The organism is Corynebacterium sp. HMSC063G05 (genome assembly GCF_001810555.1).
GTDB lineage: Bacteria > Actinomycetota > Actinomycetes > Mycobacteriales > Mycobacteriaceae > Corynebacterium > Corynebacterium jeikeium_D.
This window is the reverse complement of the sequence record NZ_KV801859.1, coordinates 25,747-40,148: the sequence shown is the minus strand read 5'-3', so window position 1 is coordinate 40,148 and position 14,402 is coordinate 25,747. Positions and strand designations below refer to the sequence as shown.

The 14,402-nt window shown below is 59.7% G+C and carries 14 protein-coding genes and 1 riboswitch; of the genes, 7 read left to right on the top strand and 7 right to left on the bottom strand.

Annotated elements, in window-relative coordinates:
* Positions 1–157 precede the first annotated feature (157 nt).
* Together HMPREF2751_RS07760 and HMPREF2751_RS07755 are read left to right on the top strand one after the other, a co-directional pair.
* Positions 158–1,588: a TrkH family potassium uptake protein gene (locus tag HMPREF2751_RS07760; RefSeq protein ID WP_048733103.1), complete on the top strand. Its 1,431-nt coding sequence runs from the start codon at positions 158–160 to the stop codon at positions 1,586–1,588.
* Positions 1,581–2,282, top strand: coding sequence for a potassium channel family protein (locus tag HMPREF2751_RS07755; RefSeq protein WP_048733101.1), 702 nt, complete (start codon positions 1,581–1,583; stop codon positions 2,280–2,282). The genes HMPREF2751_RS07760 and HMPREF2751_RS07755 overlap by 8 nt, the downstream gene beginning before the upstream one ends.
* A 10-nt stretch (positions 2,283–2,292) precedes the next feature.
* On the opposite strand, the gene HMPREF2751_RS07750 is transcribed toward HMPREF2751_RS07755, so the two are convergent.
* Together HMPREF2751_RS07750 and HMPREF2751_RS07745 are read right to left on the bottom strand one after the other, a co-directional pair.
* Entirely contained in the window at positions 2,293–2,634 is a 342-nt protein-coding gene (locus HMPREF2751_RS07750) for a cupin domain-containing protein (protein WP_049189687.1), read from the bottom strand.
* 6 nt (positions 2,635–2,640) lie between these two features.
* A complete protein-coding gene (locus HMPREF2751_RS07745) occupies positions 2,641–3,399 on the bottom strand; it encodes a thiamine phosphate synthase (RefSeq protein ID WP_049189686.1) in 759 nt (252 codons plus the stop codon).
* A gap of 70 nt (positions 3,400–3,469) precedes the next feature.
* Positions 3,470–3,592: riboswitch (TPP riboswitch) on the top strand.
* A 7-nt stretch (positions 3,593–3,599) separates the two neighbouring features.
* Here HMPREF2751_RS07745 and thiO point away from each other — a divergent pair.
* Genes thiO through HMPREF2751_RS07725 form a run of 4 tightly spaced genes read left to right on the top strand, consistent with a single transcriptional unit; the run spans position 3,600 to position 7,108 of the window.
* Positions 3,600–4,775 carry a glycine oxidase ThiO gene (thiO, locus tag HMPREF2751_RS07740; protein ID WP_065421710.1) on the top strand — a complete coding sequence of 392 codons (1,176 nt, stop codon included), beginning with the start codon at positions 3,600–3,602 and terminating at the stop codon, positions 4,773–4,775.
* Positions 4,776–4,788: 13 nt separating this feature from the next.
* Positions 4,789–5,022, top strand: coding sequence for a sulfur carrier protein ThiS (gene thiS, locus HMPREF2751_RS07735; protein ID WP_049189685.1), 234 nt, complete (start codon positions 4,789–4,791; stop codon positions 5,020–5,022).
* Between the two features lie 2 nt (positions 5,023–5,024).
* Entirely contained in the window at positions 5,025–5,909 is an 885-nt protein-coding gene (locus HMPREF2751_RS07730; RefSeq protein ID WP_206540532.1) for a thiazole synthase, read from the top strand.
* Positions 5,909–7,108, top strand: coding sequence for a ThiF family adenylyltransferase (locus tag HMPREF2751_RS07725; RefSeq protein ID WP_049172156.1), 1,200 nt, complete (start codon positions 5,909–5,911; stop codon positions 7,106–7,108). The genes HMPREF2751_RS07730 and HMPREF2751_RS07725 overlap by 1 nt, the downstream gene beginning before the upstream one ends.
* 36 nt (positions 7,109–7,144) lie before the next feature.
* On the opposite strand, the gene HMPREF2751_RS07720 is transcribed toward HMPREF2751_RS07725, so the two are convergent.
* Positions 7,145–8,731 (bottom strand): alkaline phosphatase D family protein, encoded by a 1,587-nt coding sequence (locus tag HMPREF2751_RS07720; RefSeq protein WP_070595804.1) that lies wholly within the window; start codon positions 8,729–8,731, stop codon positions 7,145–7,147.
* Positions 8,732–8,940: 209 nt separating this feature from the next.
* Between HMPREF2751_RS07720 and HMPREF2751_RS07715 the strand changes: the two genes are divergently transcribed.
* Positions 8,941–10,752, top strand: coding sequence for a BCCT family transporter (locus tag HMPREF2751_RS07715; protein ID WP_070595803.1), 1,812 nt, complete (start codon positions 8,941–8,943; stop codon positions 10,750–10,752).
* A 216-nt stretch (positions 10,753–10,968) separates the two neighbouring features.
* On the opposite strand, the gene HMPREF2751_RS07710 is transcribed toward HMPREF2751_RS07715, so the two are convergent.
* From HMPREF2751_RS07710 to HMPREF2751_RS07695, 4 genes are read right to left on the bottom strand one after another with little or no spacing between them, the layout of a single operon-like run.
* Positions 10,969–11,907 (bottom strand): amino acid ABC transporter permease, encoded by a 939-nt coding sequence (locus HMPREF2751_RS07710; protein ID WP_069359136.1) that lies wholly within the window; start codon positions 11,905–11,907, stop codon positions 10,969–10,971.
* Positions 11,907–12,593, bottom strand: coding sequence for an amino acid ABC transporter permease (locus HMPREF2751_RS07705; protein WP_048733083.1), 687 nt, complete (start codon positions 12,591–12,593; stop codon positions 11,907–11,909). The genes HMPREF2751_RS07710 and HMPREF2751_RS07705 overlap by 1 nt, the downstream gene beginning before the upstream one ends.
* A gap of 19 nt (positions 12,594–12,612) precedes the next feature.
* Positions 12,613–13,554 (bottom strand): glutamate ABC transporter substrate-binding protein, encoded by a 942-nt coding sequence (locus tag HMPREF2751_RS07700; RefSeq protein ID WP_016421414.1) that lies wholly within the window; start codon positions 13,552–13,554, stop codon positions 12,613–12,615.
* A 15-nt stretch (positions 13,555–13,569) separates the two neighbouring features.
* On the bottom strand, positions 13,570–14,298 hold the full coding sequence (locus tag HMPREF2751_RS07695; protein ID WP_069359127.1) for an amino acid ABC transporter ATP-binding protein: 729 nt from the start codon (positions 14,296–14,298) through the stop codon (positions 13,570–13,572).
* Positions 14,299–14,402: the final 104 nt, after the last annotated feature.

Below are 14,402 nucleotides of genomic sequence, written 5' to 3'. Positions count from 1 at the left end.
CGGGTGGGGTGTGGGGGCGGGGATTGGGCGCGAAATGTGTACGGGATATCGCAACTGTGCCTGGGGTGTAGGGTAGTTCCCCTATTAGTCGGGTACGCGTAAGGGGCAGAATTCTCGGATCCCCTCGACACCGCTGGCCACGAGGACTAACGTTCCGATGGTGATTACGCTGTCGCGGCAGACCACTAAATCACGTCGGGGAGTTCGTCCCACGACGTTGGTGGTGTGGTGCTATGTCGCCCTCATAACCGTTGGCACGGTTTTGTTAATGCTGCCGATCTCGGCAGCCAATAGCCACCCCACGGGGCACTGTGCCCCGAGCCCTGGGAATCTGTGCCTGCCCACGGCGCTGTCTGATGCTCTGTTCACAGCCACCTCGGCAACAAGCCTGACCGGCCTGATCACCGTAGATACGGCTACCCATTGGTCAACCTTCGGCAAGGTTGTCATCATGCTGTTGATTCAGCTGGGTGGCCTTGGGTTCATGACCTTGGCTTCACTTTTTGGCCTCTTCGTTGCGGGAAGACTCGGCCTTAACCGCCGTGCTGGTGCGCGCGTTGAGGGCCGCGGTATGGACATGGGCGAGATCTCATGGGTTGTCCGTGCTGCCGTTAGCTTCACGCTGTTGGTGGAGTTTGTTGTGGCAGTGGCACTTATGCTGCGGTTCCACCTAGGTTATGGGTACGGCTGGGGGAGAGCTGCGTGGGAGGGCTTGTTCCATGCCATCTCAAGCTTCAACAATGCCGGTTTTGCTCTGTATACGGACAACGTCATTGGGTTCCGCAGTGATGCCTGGATACTTTTGCCGCTGGCCTTCTCTCTTATCGTTGGTGGTCTGGGTTTTTCTGTTCTGCTCGAGGCCTGGCGACACCTGAAAGCGTGGCTTAGTGTCCGCACGCGAGGGCAGTTGCCTAAACGCTGGTCTCTGACTACTCGCTTCACTATCAAAGGCACCATCCTGCTGATTGCTTTGGGCACAATCATGGTGGCATTTGGTGAGTGGTCCAATGCCATGTCTGGATTCACTACAGGGGAGAAGATACTCAACTCATTCTTCGCTAGTGTGAGCCCGCGTACCGCGGGGTTCAACGCACTCGATTACGCGGACTTCCACCCATCGACACTGCTGGGCACTGACTTCCTCATGTTCATTGGCGGCGGCACCGGTGGTACTGCAGGTGGCGTGAAAATCACGACGTCGGCAGTCATTCTCGCCGCCGTTCTCGCGGAGATTCGCGGTGACACCTCCGTGTCCGTGGCTCGGCGGCGCCTCAACCCAAAAGTGCTGCGTCAGGCCCTCGTCGTTCTTGCATTCGGTATTGGCCAGGTTTTTCTGGCAGTAATCGCCGTCAGTTTCCTAGCGCCACAGTTTTCTACTGACCAAATCCTGTTTGAAGTAGTCAGCGCCTTCGCCACGGTAGGCCTATCCACAGGCATCACCGCTAATCTACCGGTGGCGGCACAGGCAATCTTCATCGTGCTGATGTTCGCCGGACGTGTTGGCCCGATCGCTTTGGCGACGGCCTTGGCCGCCCGCCCACGCCAGCGCATCTACGAATATCCGGAAGAAAGGCCCTTCATTGGCTAACTCGAAATTCAACCCGTTTGCTGGTTTTGCAGAGCATTTCGCCAACCAAGCCAGCTCTTCTCCTGTTGTCATTCTCGGCATGGGGCGTTTCGGACAGGCGCTCGGCGAGGAGCTGGTCGCTGGCGGTATCGAGGTTCTCTGCGTAGACCACCGCGAAAAGGTGGTCCAGGAGCTGTCCTCGACCTTCGATCACGTGGTTACCGCCGACACCACCATGCCGGAAGTACTGAAGCAGCTCGGTGTCGATGAAGCCGAACGCGTGGTCATTGCAATCGGCAGTGATATCGAGGCGTCGTTACTGACCGCATCCGCGCTGGTGGACATGGATGTACCGCTGATTTGGGCGAAAGCCGATAACCAGGCTCACGCCAAGATTCTGGGCCAGATCGGTGTGCACCATGTCATTCGCCCGGAGGCAGACACCGGCCGTCGTATTGCGCACCTAATCGGCGGCAAGGTCCAGGACTTCCTGGAGTTCGATCGCGACTACGCAGTCGGTAAGGTCGCGCCGCCGATCCATTGCCTGGATAAGACCGTGGCGGAGATTAACCAGAGCGCACCGGTTACGGTTGTCGCCGTGCAAAAGCGCGGTCAGCGCTTCCGCCCTGCGCTTGCCGACGACCGCATTACCGCAGGTGACCTGTTGATTGTCTCCGGTGCCATTCGGCAGTTGGAGACGTTCGCCGGGGAGTAGGCGCTGATTGCTACTTGTCGCCGTGGCTGTCGATTCCGTCGACGCCTGTGACCGTGGTCAGCAAAAACACGGAATCCGCTAGAGCCTTCACTCCGTGCTTGACGTGGGTGAGCACTTTGAGATTGCCCTCGGAAATCGTGGTTTTATCGGCACCGGTGATTTCAACTTCGCCAACAAGCACAAGCATCGAGGCTGCGGGCGGCGAGTTATGGGCGGAAAGCTCAGTTCCTTCAGTCAGTGCGATGAGAGTCTGGCGTAGCGGGCCGTCGTGGACAACAATTTCCGCAGCGCGGCCATTGCTATTCGCTTTAGCTTGAGTCAGAAGGTCGTCTTGTTGTGAATTAATATTCACAGCGTCCTAGCTCCTTGGTGAAACCACAGCGCGCAGAGCACGCGCTGCCTCTTCCGGATTTGCTGCCTCGGTTAGTGCGCGAACCACCACAATGCGCTCCGCGCCAGCGGCGATAACTTCGCCGGCGGTCTCGGCGTTGATACCGCCGATTGCCCACCATGGCTTTACCGGGTCACTTGCGCCGCGGTCGTGCGGGCGCACAATATCGGCCACGGAATCCTGGTGGGACTCCGCTGAACCCTGTGCACGCGCCCTCCGCACGAGTGCCGCAGCTTCACGGACCATCTCGACTCCGACGGGCTGACGGTCGGGCTTCGTCGGGGTGGCATACACCGGACCGATCACCGCGTAATCGATGCCATCGTCGGCAAGCGAGGTGGCGAACATGTCCAGATTTCGGTTGGATCGGCCGATGAGAACCTCGGGGCCAACGATCTGGCGGGCCTGCTCGGTGGTGAGGTCTTCCTGACCCACATGCAGGATGTCTGCGCCGGTCAGCGCGGCAATGTCGGCGCGGTCATTGACGGCGAAGAGCTTGCCGTGTTCAGCGGCGACCTCGGCGAGGGTCTCCACAGCGGCAATCTCGTCGCGGGTGTCGACTTTCTTGTCGCGCAGCTGGATGATGTCGGTGCCGCCTTCGTAACAGGCGTGCAGGAATTCACGCAGATCACCGCGGGATGCGCGCGAGTCGGTGCAGAGGTACAGGCGGGCGTCGGCAAGCAGGGCGCGTCGTGTTGTGCGAGTGGCAGCTGATGAGGCGTTCATGTCCCCATGTTAGGCGAGGTTGAGGATGCGGTGTCGTGACGGAGAGCCCGAAGTCATATGATGGGGGAGTACCACGTTCCGCGGGAGCCGTACTCGGTATCGATGAGATGCCGCTGGCTGAGAGGGCGAATAACGCCGACCGCTTTTACCTGATGCGGGTTATGCCGCCGGAGGGAGGAATGGCAGTGAATGCTGCCGCTATGGGTGCCGCCTCGACAAGTGAGGGCGGCACAGGGGATACGTCGTCAAGCGTTGTTATCGCAGGCGCGGGCATTATCGGCTTGGCGACGGCATGGAGACTACTCCGCCAGGGATTCGATGTGACCGTCCTCGATGCCGAGCCCGTTTCCGGCGCAACCTTCGCCGCGGCTGGCATGCTGGCGCCGGTTGCCGAAGTCGTGTGGGATCAGCCGACGCTGTATCCGCTGATGGTGGAATCGGGCAAGCTCTACCGCGACTTTGCCCTGGCTATCGCCGAGGAATCGGGCCACGATGTCGGCTACATCGAGAATTCCACGTTTGTTTGTGCGGGCGATGCTGCCGACCGGCAGACACTCAGCGAGCTCGTTGAGCTGCAGCATGACATGGGCATGGAGATCAACCGCATCACCGCCACCGAGGCGCGCCGGGCAGAACCGGCACTGGGGCCGGGCTGTGTTGGTGCGGTGGATATTCCGGGAGATCACCAGGTCAATCCGCGTCTGCTCGCAGAGGCGTTGCTGACCATTCTAGGAGACCGCGTCATCCGCACTCGCGTGGAAGAGGTTATCTACGCTTCCGATGCCGACCCCCGCCAAGCCATTGGGCTGCGCGGTACGGACGGAAATGACTACCTCGCCGATGAGGTCGTTTTGGCTGCGGGGCTGAACACCGCCGATATGGCCGGTCTGCCGGAGAATCTGAATCTGCCGCTGCGCCCGGTCTATGGGGATGTGCTGCGTCTGCGGGTGCCGGAGCGCTTGCAGCCGCTGGTCACCCGCACTATTCGCGGTGTGGTTCAGGGGCGTCCGGTTTATATCGTCCCGCGTGCCGACGGCACCGTCGTGCTCGGCGCAACCTCGCGTGAAGATGACCTGACCGGTGTCTCCGCCGAAGGAGTCCACCAGCTACTCCGCGACGCATACCGCCTGGTGCCCGGCATTCTCGACTGCGAAATCTACGAGATGACCGCCCGCGCCCGGCCGGGTTCCCCGGACGATGTCCCCATGATTGGCCGCGTGGCTCCAGGACTGACCGTGTCCACCGGCTACTTCCGTCACGGCATTCTGCTTACGGCCATCGGTTCCAAGCTCACGGCCGATGTCGTCGCAGGTCGAGAAAATGATAACGACCCAGCGCTTCTTTCCGCCGTCGATCCATTCCGCTTCAGCGACTAGAGGAGGCTCGCTTATGTCCACCACAACACTCAATGGCGAAGGCTACACACCGGCTGCGGGGGAGATGGTCGCAGATCTCGTCGCAAAGCACACGGGGCACGCGCTTAACGACGACGGCACCGCCGCGAACGGTACCCGCCTGGGGATTGCAGTAGCCGTGGATGGTGCGGTGATTCCGCGTGCCAAGTGGGCGACCACGCCCGTGGCAGGTGCAATCGACATCGTGACAGCAGTTCAGGGAGGCTAGAGATGACTGAGAAGTCCGCACAGGAAAATATGTCCGCACAAGCAAACGAAACCGGGGCGGCGAGCGAACTGACGCGCGAACTTACACAGGAACCGCTGCGCATTGGTGGGCTGGAATTGAACTCCCGTCTGATTATGGGAACTGGCGGTGCGACCAGTATGGATACGCTGGAGCGCGCGCTGGTGGCTTCGGGCACCGAGCTGACTACGGTGGCGATGCGCCGCTTTACGCCCGGCACGAAGCAGAACGTTTTTGAGATTCTGCAGCGCAACAATATCGCGGCGCTGCCGAATACCGCGGGGTGCTATACCGCTCGTGACGCGGTGTTGACTGCGCAGTTGGCCCGCGAGGCGCTGGAGACCAACCTGCTGAAGCTCGAGGTCATCGCCGACGAGGACACTCTGCTGCCGGACCCGGTCGAGCTGGTCGCCGCTGCGGAGCAGCTGGTGGCTGACGACTTCGTGGTTTTCGCTTACACCAATGACGATCCGGCGCTGGCCAAGCGCCTGGAGGATCTGGGCTGTGCGGCGGTCATGCCGGCGGGCTCTCCGATTGGCACTGGCCTGGGAATTCTCAACCCACACAACATCGAGCTGATTGTTGACCGCGCGAATGTGCCCATCATCCTGGATGCGGGCATCGGTACCGCGTCTGAGGCAGCTCAGGCGATGGAGCTTGGCTGCGATGCAGTGCTGTTGGCATCCGCAGTGACCCGTGCACATGATCCGGTGGGCATGGCCACGGCGATGCGCTTCGGCGTTGAGGCAGGACTGACTGCTCGCGAGTCCGGCCGCATTCCACGGCGTCGACTAGCCCAGGCGAGCTCGTCGTTTGAGGGCATCATCACTGAGCGCGTCAGCGGCGCACGCGAGCAGGATTCTCTGTAATGGCTGAGCAGGGGGTCAATCTTTCGGACCGCGACCTGCGCCGGTACGCCCGGCACCTAACACTTCCGGGCTTTGGTGCCGAGGGGCAGCGAACTTTGCGAGCCTCCCGCGTCCTCGTCATCGGAGCTGGTGGCTTGGGATCGCCTGCGCTGTTGTACCTGGCCGGGGCAGGGGTCGGGCACATCACCATCATTGACGATGACGTGGTCGACGAGTCCAATCTTCAGCGCCAGGTCATTCACCGTGAGTCCGACATTGGTCGCCCGAAGGCCGAATCTGCCGCGGATGCCGTGCGGCGCCTTGACTCCGAGGCATCGGTGACCGCAATCGTCGGCAGGTTAAGCGTCGACAATGCTGAGGAGCTCTTCGCCACTCACGATGTAGTGCTCGACGGCGCGGACAATTTCGCCACCCGCTATCTGTCTTCCGATGCTGCGGAGCTGACCGGAACCCCGCTGGTCTGGGCCACAATCCTGCAGTTTGCAGGGCAACTGTCTGTGTTCTGGCCGGGCTGCGGTCCCATGCTTCGCGATCTCTACCCCGACATCCCCGACCCCGGCTCCGTGCCGTCGTGCGCCGCAGGTGGGGTTCTCGGCGCAATGGTCGGTCAGATTGGTTCCATGATGGTCGTCGAAGCAATCAAGGTGCTCACCGGTGTCGGCAAGGCCGCCGTCGGCAAGCTCGTGCTTATCGACGCTTTGGAGGCAACCACCCGCACACTGTCCTTTGCAACCGACCCGGAGCGCGAACCCGTTTCCGACCTGACCGAAATTGCGCAGGTGTGCGCAGCATCGTGGTCGGAAAATGAAGACGGCGCGGAGCAGAATGTGCGCAGCGTTGGTCCTCATGCAGTGCGTGAGCTTCTCGCCGAGGGCGTGCCTCTTATCGATGTACGCGAGCCCGAAGAGTATGCAGAGGCCGCCATTGCCGGATCGGTGCTTGTACCGCTCGGCGAAATTCGCAGCCGTAGGTGGGCTGCGATTCGCGAAGCGTGGGCTGAGCGGAACCTCCAGCCGAACTCCCCACGAGTTGTCATTCACTGCCACTCGGGTGCCCGTTCGCAGCAGGCAATTGAGCTGCTGGCTGGTGAGGTCGAGACTGATGGTGCCACGCCGGAGCTCATCAACTTGGACGGAGGTATTGTGGCCTGGCAGGCTGCGGGGCAGGAGACCGTCGTAAAGCGTGGTGGAACGCACTAATTAGCAGCTACCGCCATGCCCAGTTGAACAGTGTGCTTACGCCTGTGGCTTCAGTGTCGTCGACCACAACTCGGTGCCACGGGTGGTGAGCAAACGGACAGTCATCTCACGCGAGTCGCCGTCAATGTCGACTTCACCGAAGTGTTGGAAATCCTGCGTGGGGTCGGCGTTGGCGTTGTCCTTACCCGGAGCGTGGACGTATTCCACCTTCGGCCCGAAGGTCGGATCCATTTCGTTGGGGCCGAAAGCGCCCGCGTGGAGAGGACCGGAGACGAATTCCCAGAAGGGCGCGAAGTCAGTGAACTGTGCGCGCTCGGGGCTGTAGTGGTGAGCCGCGGTGTAGTGCACATCGGCGGTGAGCCAAACGACATTTGAAACATCTTTAATGGCGCTGAGCAGGCGAGCGATTTCACGCTCACGGCCTGCAGGCGTACCGGCGGCACCATTGGATACGCTTTCTTGGTCACCATCGTCGCCGTCGGGGACAATGATTCCAAGCGGTAGGTCATTGGCAATAATCTTCCACGTCGCGCGGGAGTCCTTGAGGGAGTCGATTAACCAGTTTGTCTGCTTTTCGCCAAGGATTGGTTCTTCGGTTGTCGAGCGCGGATTATTGGAAGTGTTTTCTCCCTTGTAGCTGCGCATATCCAGGATGAAGATGTCTAGCAAAGGGCCGTAGGAAACCTTGCGGTATACGCGCCCATCAACAGCCATTTGCTGATCAAGTGGCTGCCACTCATGGAAAGCCTGGTAGGCGCGCTTGGCCAGGGTGTTGACATCGCGCTCGGTATAGCGATCATCGTCTAGGACTTCGTTGGGGTACCAGTTGTTGACTGTTTCGTGGTCATCCCACTGGACCAGCTGCGGAACCTGCGCATTGAAGGCCAAGTAGTTCTTGTCCATGAGGTTGTAGGAGTACTGGCCGCGATAATCCTCGAGGGTTTCAGCAACTTTGGATTTGGCCGGAGTGACATGGTTGTGCCACACAGTGCCGTCGGAAAGCGTGACGGATTCCTCCAGCGGACCGTCGGCGTAGCAGGTGTCGCCTGAGTGAATGAATAGGTCTGGATTGCGCTCCAGCATGGTGGAAAAGCCGGTGTAGCCACCGATCTCGTCGTTAATTCCCCAACCCTGTCCTGCGACATCGCCGGACCAGTGCAGGCGGATGTTGGATGCGCGGTTGGGGGCAGTACGGAAGGTGCCGATAACGGGATCAGAGCAGATTCCAGTATCTGCCTCTTCGAGCGTGACGCGATAGAAGATTTCCTGCCCCGGTTCGAGACCGACGACACGTAGACGTCCGGTGCCGTCAGTGTCTGGAGTTAACAGAGAGTTACTGCGGAATACCTTGGCATTCTGGAAGCTCTCAGTTGCAGCAGTTTCAACCACCATGTGGGCGGGGCGGTCTGAGCGAGCCCAAATTAATGCGCCGTCGCCGCGGATATCGCCACTTGCAACGCCGTGGGTGAGCTGTGGCCGAGAACGCAGTAACCCTGGGGAGGCCAGTGACGGCGAACCCGGTGTAGCTGAAGCCGCAGCTCTAGAGGCATGAGCGAGCGTGACTGAAGTGGCAAGTGCGGTGGATGCGCCTAAACGTAGAGCGCTGCGACGGGAAAGCTGCATGGAGTCGAACGATAGGTTTTCCACTTTGACGTTCAGTTAAACCAGCGTGAACTCGAAGGAAAAAGTCGCAATTACAGAACAAAGGCTTAGTTATTGAGAATGACTGGGCTTCCTTTTGTAACGTAGATAACCGACTTGGGAGGAATGTGTCTTCCGAGCTGTCTTTTCTGAGACAAACAATCTAGAAGTGAAAGGCGCTGACCCCGATAATGGGATCTACACAAACGCCACAAGTAAAAACGCAAGAAAAGAAGTCGGGCGGTTTTCTTAAGAACCTGCCGACCGACCCGTTGATCTTCACGACGGCGATGGGTTTCATTGTCCTCTTTGTGGCAGTGACCATAGCGCTGGGGGATACCGCTCGGGATGCCTACTCGGCCGCTTCCGATTGGGTTACGTCTAACATGGGCTGGCTGTTCATCGGTGGTGTCTCGGCAAGCTTTATCTTCCTCATCGGCTTGTTTGTGTCCCGCTACGGACGCATCCAGCTTGGCGATGATGACGAAGAGCCCGAATACACCATCGCCGAGTGGTTCGGCATGCTCTTCGCCGGTGGTACTGGCTCCATGCTGATGTTCTGGGGCGTGGCTGAACCGCTCAACCACGCTTACAACCCGCCGTTCGGTCAAGAGCCGATGAGCCGCGAAGCTCAGAACACTGCGATGGCATTTACCATCTACCACCTGGGTATTCACATGTGGGTCATCATGGCGCTGCCGGGGCTCGCGCTGGGGTACTTCATTTACAAGCGTCACCTGCCGCCGCGCGTCTCCTCCATCTTCGCGCCGCTGCTCGGTACCCGCATCTACTCATGGCCGGGCAAGCTTATCGACGCCGTCGCCATCATCGGTACCGTCGTCGGTATCGCGGTATCGGTGGGCATGGGTGCGCTGCAGATTAACTCCGGTGCTGCACGTGTAATCGGTACCCCGGAAAGCTCGATGGTGCAGCTCATTCTGATTGCCATCATTATTGTGATTGCCTCGATTTCCGTGGCCCGCGGTCTGGACAAAGGTATTAAGGTGTTGTCCAATGCGAACATTTGGGCCGCCATGGCATTGATGGTCTTCGTGCTGCTCATGGGCCCGACATTGACGCTGCTGCGCCAGACCGTCGATACGGCGGGTGTCTACTTGGATGCGCTGCCTCGCATCATGTTCTGGACTGACTCCTACGACGTCAACCCGAATTGGAAACAGGGCGCCTGGACGGTCTTCTACTGGGCCTGGACAATCTGCTGGTCGCCATTTGTGGGCATGTTCGTCGCCCGTATTTCCCGCGGCCGTACTGTGCGTCAGTTCATTGCCGGTGTGATTGCACTGCCGACAATCGTGTCAATCATGTGGTTCTCTATCTTCGGCCGCGCTGGCTTCGAACTGGAAAATGAGCAGCCGGGCATTCTGACGGAACCAGTCGTCGAAGGAGGGGATCCCTCGCCGGCTCTATTTATCCTGCTGGAGCAGTACCCACTGGCAACCCTTGTCAGTGTGTTTGCGCTCTTTGTGATTATGATCTTCTTCGTCACCTCCATTGACTCCGCTTCGATGGTGATGGACATGATGTCCACCGGTGAGGAAAACAAGGCTCCGACCTTCTACCGCGTGCTGTGGGGCGTCATGATTGGTGCTGTGGCAGCTTCTCTGCTGCTGATTTCTGGTGAAACCGCACTGGAAGCGCTGCAGTCTGCCGTGATTGTTATCGGTGTACCGTTCTTCTTCCTCCACTTTGTGATGATGTACTCCTTGGTCAAAGGCATGAGTGATGACCACATGGCAGTGCGCAAGCCGGTTACCCGCCAGTGGGAGAAGACCGATACTCCGGAGAAGTTGGAGAAGCACGAAGCCGCACCCGCGCCGGGCTACGACGAAGAGGGCAATGAGCTGCCGCGCTTTGAGTACACCCACGATGAAGAGGGACGTCTGGTTATTCAGTCCGATGTGGTCGTTGAGGGTGAGTTTGAGTCTGGCGAAAAGTCGGAATCAGAGAGCCCAGAGGAGTCGGGGACGAAGTCTGAGTCGTAGGAGAGCACGGTCGCAGTAGTGCTCGGCACTTGTGGCCACGCTATTCACCTATCGTTGCGCTGTAGCGTGGCCATCAGTGAGTAGTGCATCGATAAGAGCGAAGGCAGAGGCCGTAGCCAAACAAAAACGCCGCCCAGCGGAAACCAAAAGTAGTTTCCATGGGCGGCGTCGCTGTGTTCGTCGTAAAGCGAGTGCGGCAGTAAGCCGTGATTAGCTTTACTCGTAGGTGCCTCGGAGGTCCTTGTAGTCCTCATCGTGCCAGTCCACGTTGGCCTGGTCCTTGGTGGTGACACCGACATCAGGCTGCTGCGGAACCTTCGCAATGATGTTGCGGCGGGCGCGGCCGGCGCGGAGCTGGCTTTCGATACGCTCGGCAAGGTTGGCAAGACCGAAGTTGATGGCAATGAGAATGATCGCCACGACGACCAGCGATGGAATCATGGCGCCGTAGTACTCGCCAAGCTGGCGGCCAGAGCGGACAACCTCGACGTAGCCAATCATGTAACCCAGCGCGGAGTCCTTCAGCGCAATAACCATCTGCGAGATAATCGCCGGCAACATGGCGGCGACTGCCTGCGGCAGCAAAATAGTGACCATCGTCTGGCGGTGGGAGAGACCCAGCGCAATCGCGGCCTCACGCTGGCCCTTCGGCAGCGATTCGATGCCGGAGCGCAGCGTCTCGCCAATGACGGATCCGTTGTACATGGTCAGGCCAAACACAACGGCGGCAAAGCCGAGGTAGTTCGACGGAAACAGCTGCCAAAGCGCGAACACCGAGTAGGCAAACAGCATGAGCACCAGCACCGGAATGGCGCGGAAGAACTCGACAATCACCGAGCACAGCCAGCGCACCGGAGCGACCGGGCTCAACCTACCGACGCCCAGGAGAGCACCAATAACCAGTGCCAACACAATAGAGACGACAGCCGCGACAATGGTGCTGACCAGACCGGGCAGAATGTACGTGGTCCAGGTTGTGGATTCTAGGAAGAACGACCACTTATTCGCCTCGAACTGGCCCTTGTCGGCCAGTTTCATTCCGACCCAGGCGAGGATCGCAACGGTGATTGCGGCCACGATCCAGGTGAGGGTTCGGTTGAAGCGCTGAGCCTTGGGGCCCGGCGCGTCGTAAAGAACTGTTGCGCGAGTAGCCATTAGCGCTTCACCGCCCATCGCTTGCCAGCCCAGCCGAAGAACAGGCCGGTCGGCAGAGTCAGAATAATAAAGCCGACAGCGATGATGCCGAAGATAATCAGGATATCGCTGGCGTAGTTTTCGGTCATGGTCTTCATCAGCAGCGACGCTTCAGCCACACCGATTACCGAGGCAATCGTGGTGTTCTTGGTCAGCGCGATCAGGGTGTTGCCGAGTGGCACGATAGCGCCACGGAACGCCTGCGGGAAGATGATGTAGCGGAAGCTTTGGCCGAAGCTAAGCCCCAGGGAGCGGGCGGCTTCGGCCTGCCCGAACGGCACAGTATTAATACCGGCGCGCAGGGACTCCGCAACGAAGCACGAGGTGTAGGCAACGAAGGCCAACACCGCGAGACGGAAGTTCTGCTTGACAATGAAGGAGTCATTCTCCGCAGCCAGCAGCAGCCCCAAGTTGTAGTAGAGACCCATCGAGGCCAGCAGCACAATCAACGTCAGCGGGGTATTGCGGACAATGTTGATGTACCAGGTCGACAGGGTACGCAGGATTCCCACGGGGCTCACGCGCATAGCGGTGAGAAGCGTGCCAAAAATCAGGGAACCAATTGCCGAAGCAATCGTCAGTTTGATGGTTACCCAGAAAGCCGGAAGCAGTTCCGGCCCCATTTCACTCCATAGTTCTGGATTCATTGTTTGCTCGCACCCCTTCCTACTTCTTCTCTACGAACGACAGATCGCCGATTGCCGGCTTGTCGTCGAGCTCGAACTTGTCGCCCAAATGCTTCTTCAGGATCTTCTGAAGCTCACCGGTGTCGTACAGCGACTCCAGCGCCTCATTGATGGCCTCACGGCTGGCATCATCACCCTTGGGCAGGCCGATGCCGTAGTACTCATTGGTCCAGTAGGAACCATCGGGGTTGCGCAGCTCGACCACGCGGAAGTCGTCGCCGAAGCGCTCCTTGTAGCGCTGGGCGAAGCCCGCGAGAATGGTCGCATCGGTGGTCAGGGCATCGACGACACCCTGCTTCACACCTTCCGCGCACGCGGCGTAGGTATCGAACTCCTGCAGCTGCACCTCCGGTAGAGCGTCCTTGACTTTCTGCGCTGGGGTGGAGCCGGATACAGAACACAGGCGAGTGCCCGGGGCGACGTCGTCAAGCCCCTGGATGCCCTCGGAACCGCGCACCAACAGTGCCTGGTGCGTGACCAGGTACGGGCCGGCGAAGTCGACGGCAGCCAGGCGGCCAGCGTTGATGGAGTAGGTGGCGGCGATCATGTTGACCTCGCCGTTGTTAATCAGCGTCTCGCGCTGAGCGGACGGGGTCTCGCGCCACTCCATCTCGGGCACATCCCAACCGTTCTTGTTGGCGATGTACTCAATGACGTAGCGGGAAACATCGTTGTCGACGCCCGCGAACTCACGGTCCGGAGTGCGCTCACCGAGGCCCGGCTGGTCAAACTTCGTACCCAGCGTCACGTGCCCGGCTTCGATATCGGCCAGCAGGTTTCGGGGTCCGCCGCTACCGCAGGCCGCGAGGCTCATCGTCGTGGCAACAGCTACGACAGCCGCCGCAACTCGCTTGCCGACGACACCTCGGCGGCCCTGGTTGCGACTGCGTCCCCGGCCTCCTCGTAATAGTGAAAGCTTCATGGTGACCAGCCCCGCCTAGTGTCCGACGATCTTGGCCAAGAAGTCCTTGGCGCGATCGCTCTGCGGGTTGGTGAAGAAGGTCTCCGGGTCGGTGTCTTCGACAATCGCACCGTCGGCCATGAAGAGGATGCGGTCGGCCACGCGGCGAGCGAAGCTCATCTCGTGGGTGACACAGACCATGGTCATGCCGCCCTTGGCCAGGTCGGTCATGACATCGAGGACCTCGTTGATCATTTCCGGGTCGAGCGCGGAGGTGGGCTCGTCGAAAAGCATGACCTTCGGGTCCATGGCCAGGGCGCGTGCGATGGCGACGCGCTGCTGCTGACCGCCGGAGAGTTGTGCCGGGTACTTGTCAGCCTGTTCCGCAATGCCGACACGGGCGAGCAGCTTGTCCGCACGCTCGCGGGCCTCGGCTTTTGAGATCTTGCGGACCTTCAGTGGGGCCAACGTGACATTGTCGCGAATGGTCATGTGGCTGAAGAGGTTGAACTGCTGGAAGACCATGCCGACCTCAGCACGCAGACGGGTGAGTTCCTTACCCTCTTCTGGGAGAAGTTTGCCGTTGATGCGGATCTCGCCGCTGTCTATGGTCTCGAGGCGGTTGATGGTTCGGCACAGTGTGGACTTACCAGAGCCGGAGGGGCCGAGGACAACTACGACCTGACCAGCTGGGATTTCCAGATTGATGTCGCGCAAAGCGTGGTAATCGCCGTAGTGCTTATTCACCCCGGCAATCGAAATCATGCTCTGTGGTGTGGATGATTCAGTCATGTGAAAAAGTATAGGTGACTCACGACACATCACTGCTATCGGTGTTCCTTGTGCGATATTCACCTGTGAAAAGTGAC

Coding starts and splice junctions, on each gene's coding strand:
- HMPREF2751_RS07760 (WP_048733103.1), top strand. CDS start 158: ATGGTGATTACGCTGTCGCGGCAGACCACTAAATCACGTCGGGGAGTT.
- HMPREF2751_RS07745 (WP_049189686.1), bottom strand. CDS start 3,399: ATGAACGCCTCATCAGCTGCCACTCGCACAACACGACGCGCCCTGCTT.
- thiO (WP_065421710.1), top strand. CDS start 3,600: ATGGGTGCCGCCTCGACAAGTGAGGGCGGCACAGGGGATACGTCGTCA.
- thiS (WP_049189685.1), top strand. CDS start 4,789: ATGTCCACCACAACACTCAATGGCGAAGGCTACACACCGGCTGCGGGG.
- HMPREF2751_RS07730 (WP_206540532.1), top strand. CDS start 5,025: ATGACTGAGAAGTCCGCACAGGAAAATATGTCCGCACAAGCAAACGAA.
- HMPREF2751_RS07725 (WP_049172156.1), top strand. CDS start 5,909: ATGGCTGAGCAGGGGGTCAATCTTTCGGACCGCGACCTGCGCCGGTAC.
- HMPREF2751_RS07720 (WP_070595804.1), bottom strand. CDS start 8,731: ATGCAGCTTTCCCGTCGCAGCGCTCTACGTTTAGGCGCATCCACCGCA.
- HMPREF2751_RS07715 (WP_070595803.1), top strand. CDS start 8,941: ATGGGATCTACACAAACGCCACAAGTAAAAACGCAAGAAAAGAAGTCG.
- HMPREF2751_RS07710 (WP_069359136.1), bottom strand. CDS start 11,907: ATGGCTACTCGCGCAACAGTTCTTTACGACGCGCCGGGCCCCAAGGCT.
- HMPREF2751_RS07705 (WP_048733083.1), bottom strand. CDS start 12,593: ATGAATCCAGAACTATGGAGTGAAATGGGGCCGGAACTGCTTCCGGCT.
- HMPREF2751_RS07700 (WP_016421414.1), bottom strand. CDS start 13,554: ATGAAGCTTTCACTATTACGAGGAGGCCGGGGACGCAGTCGCAACCAG.
- HMPREF2751_RS07695 (WP_069359127.1), bottom strand. CDS start 14,298: ATGATTTCGATTGCCGGGGTGAATAAGCACTACGGCGATTACCACGCT.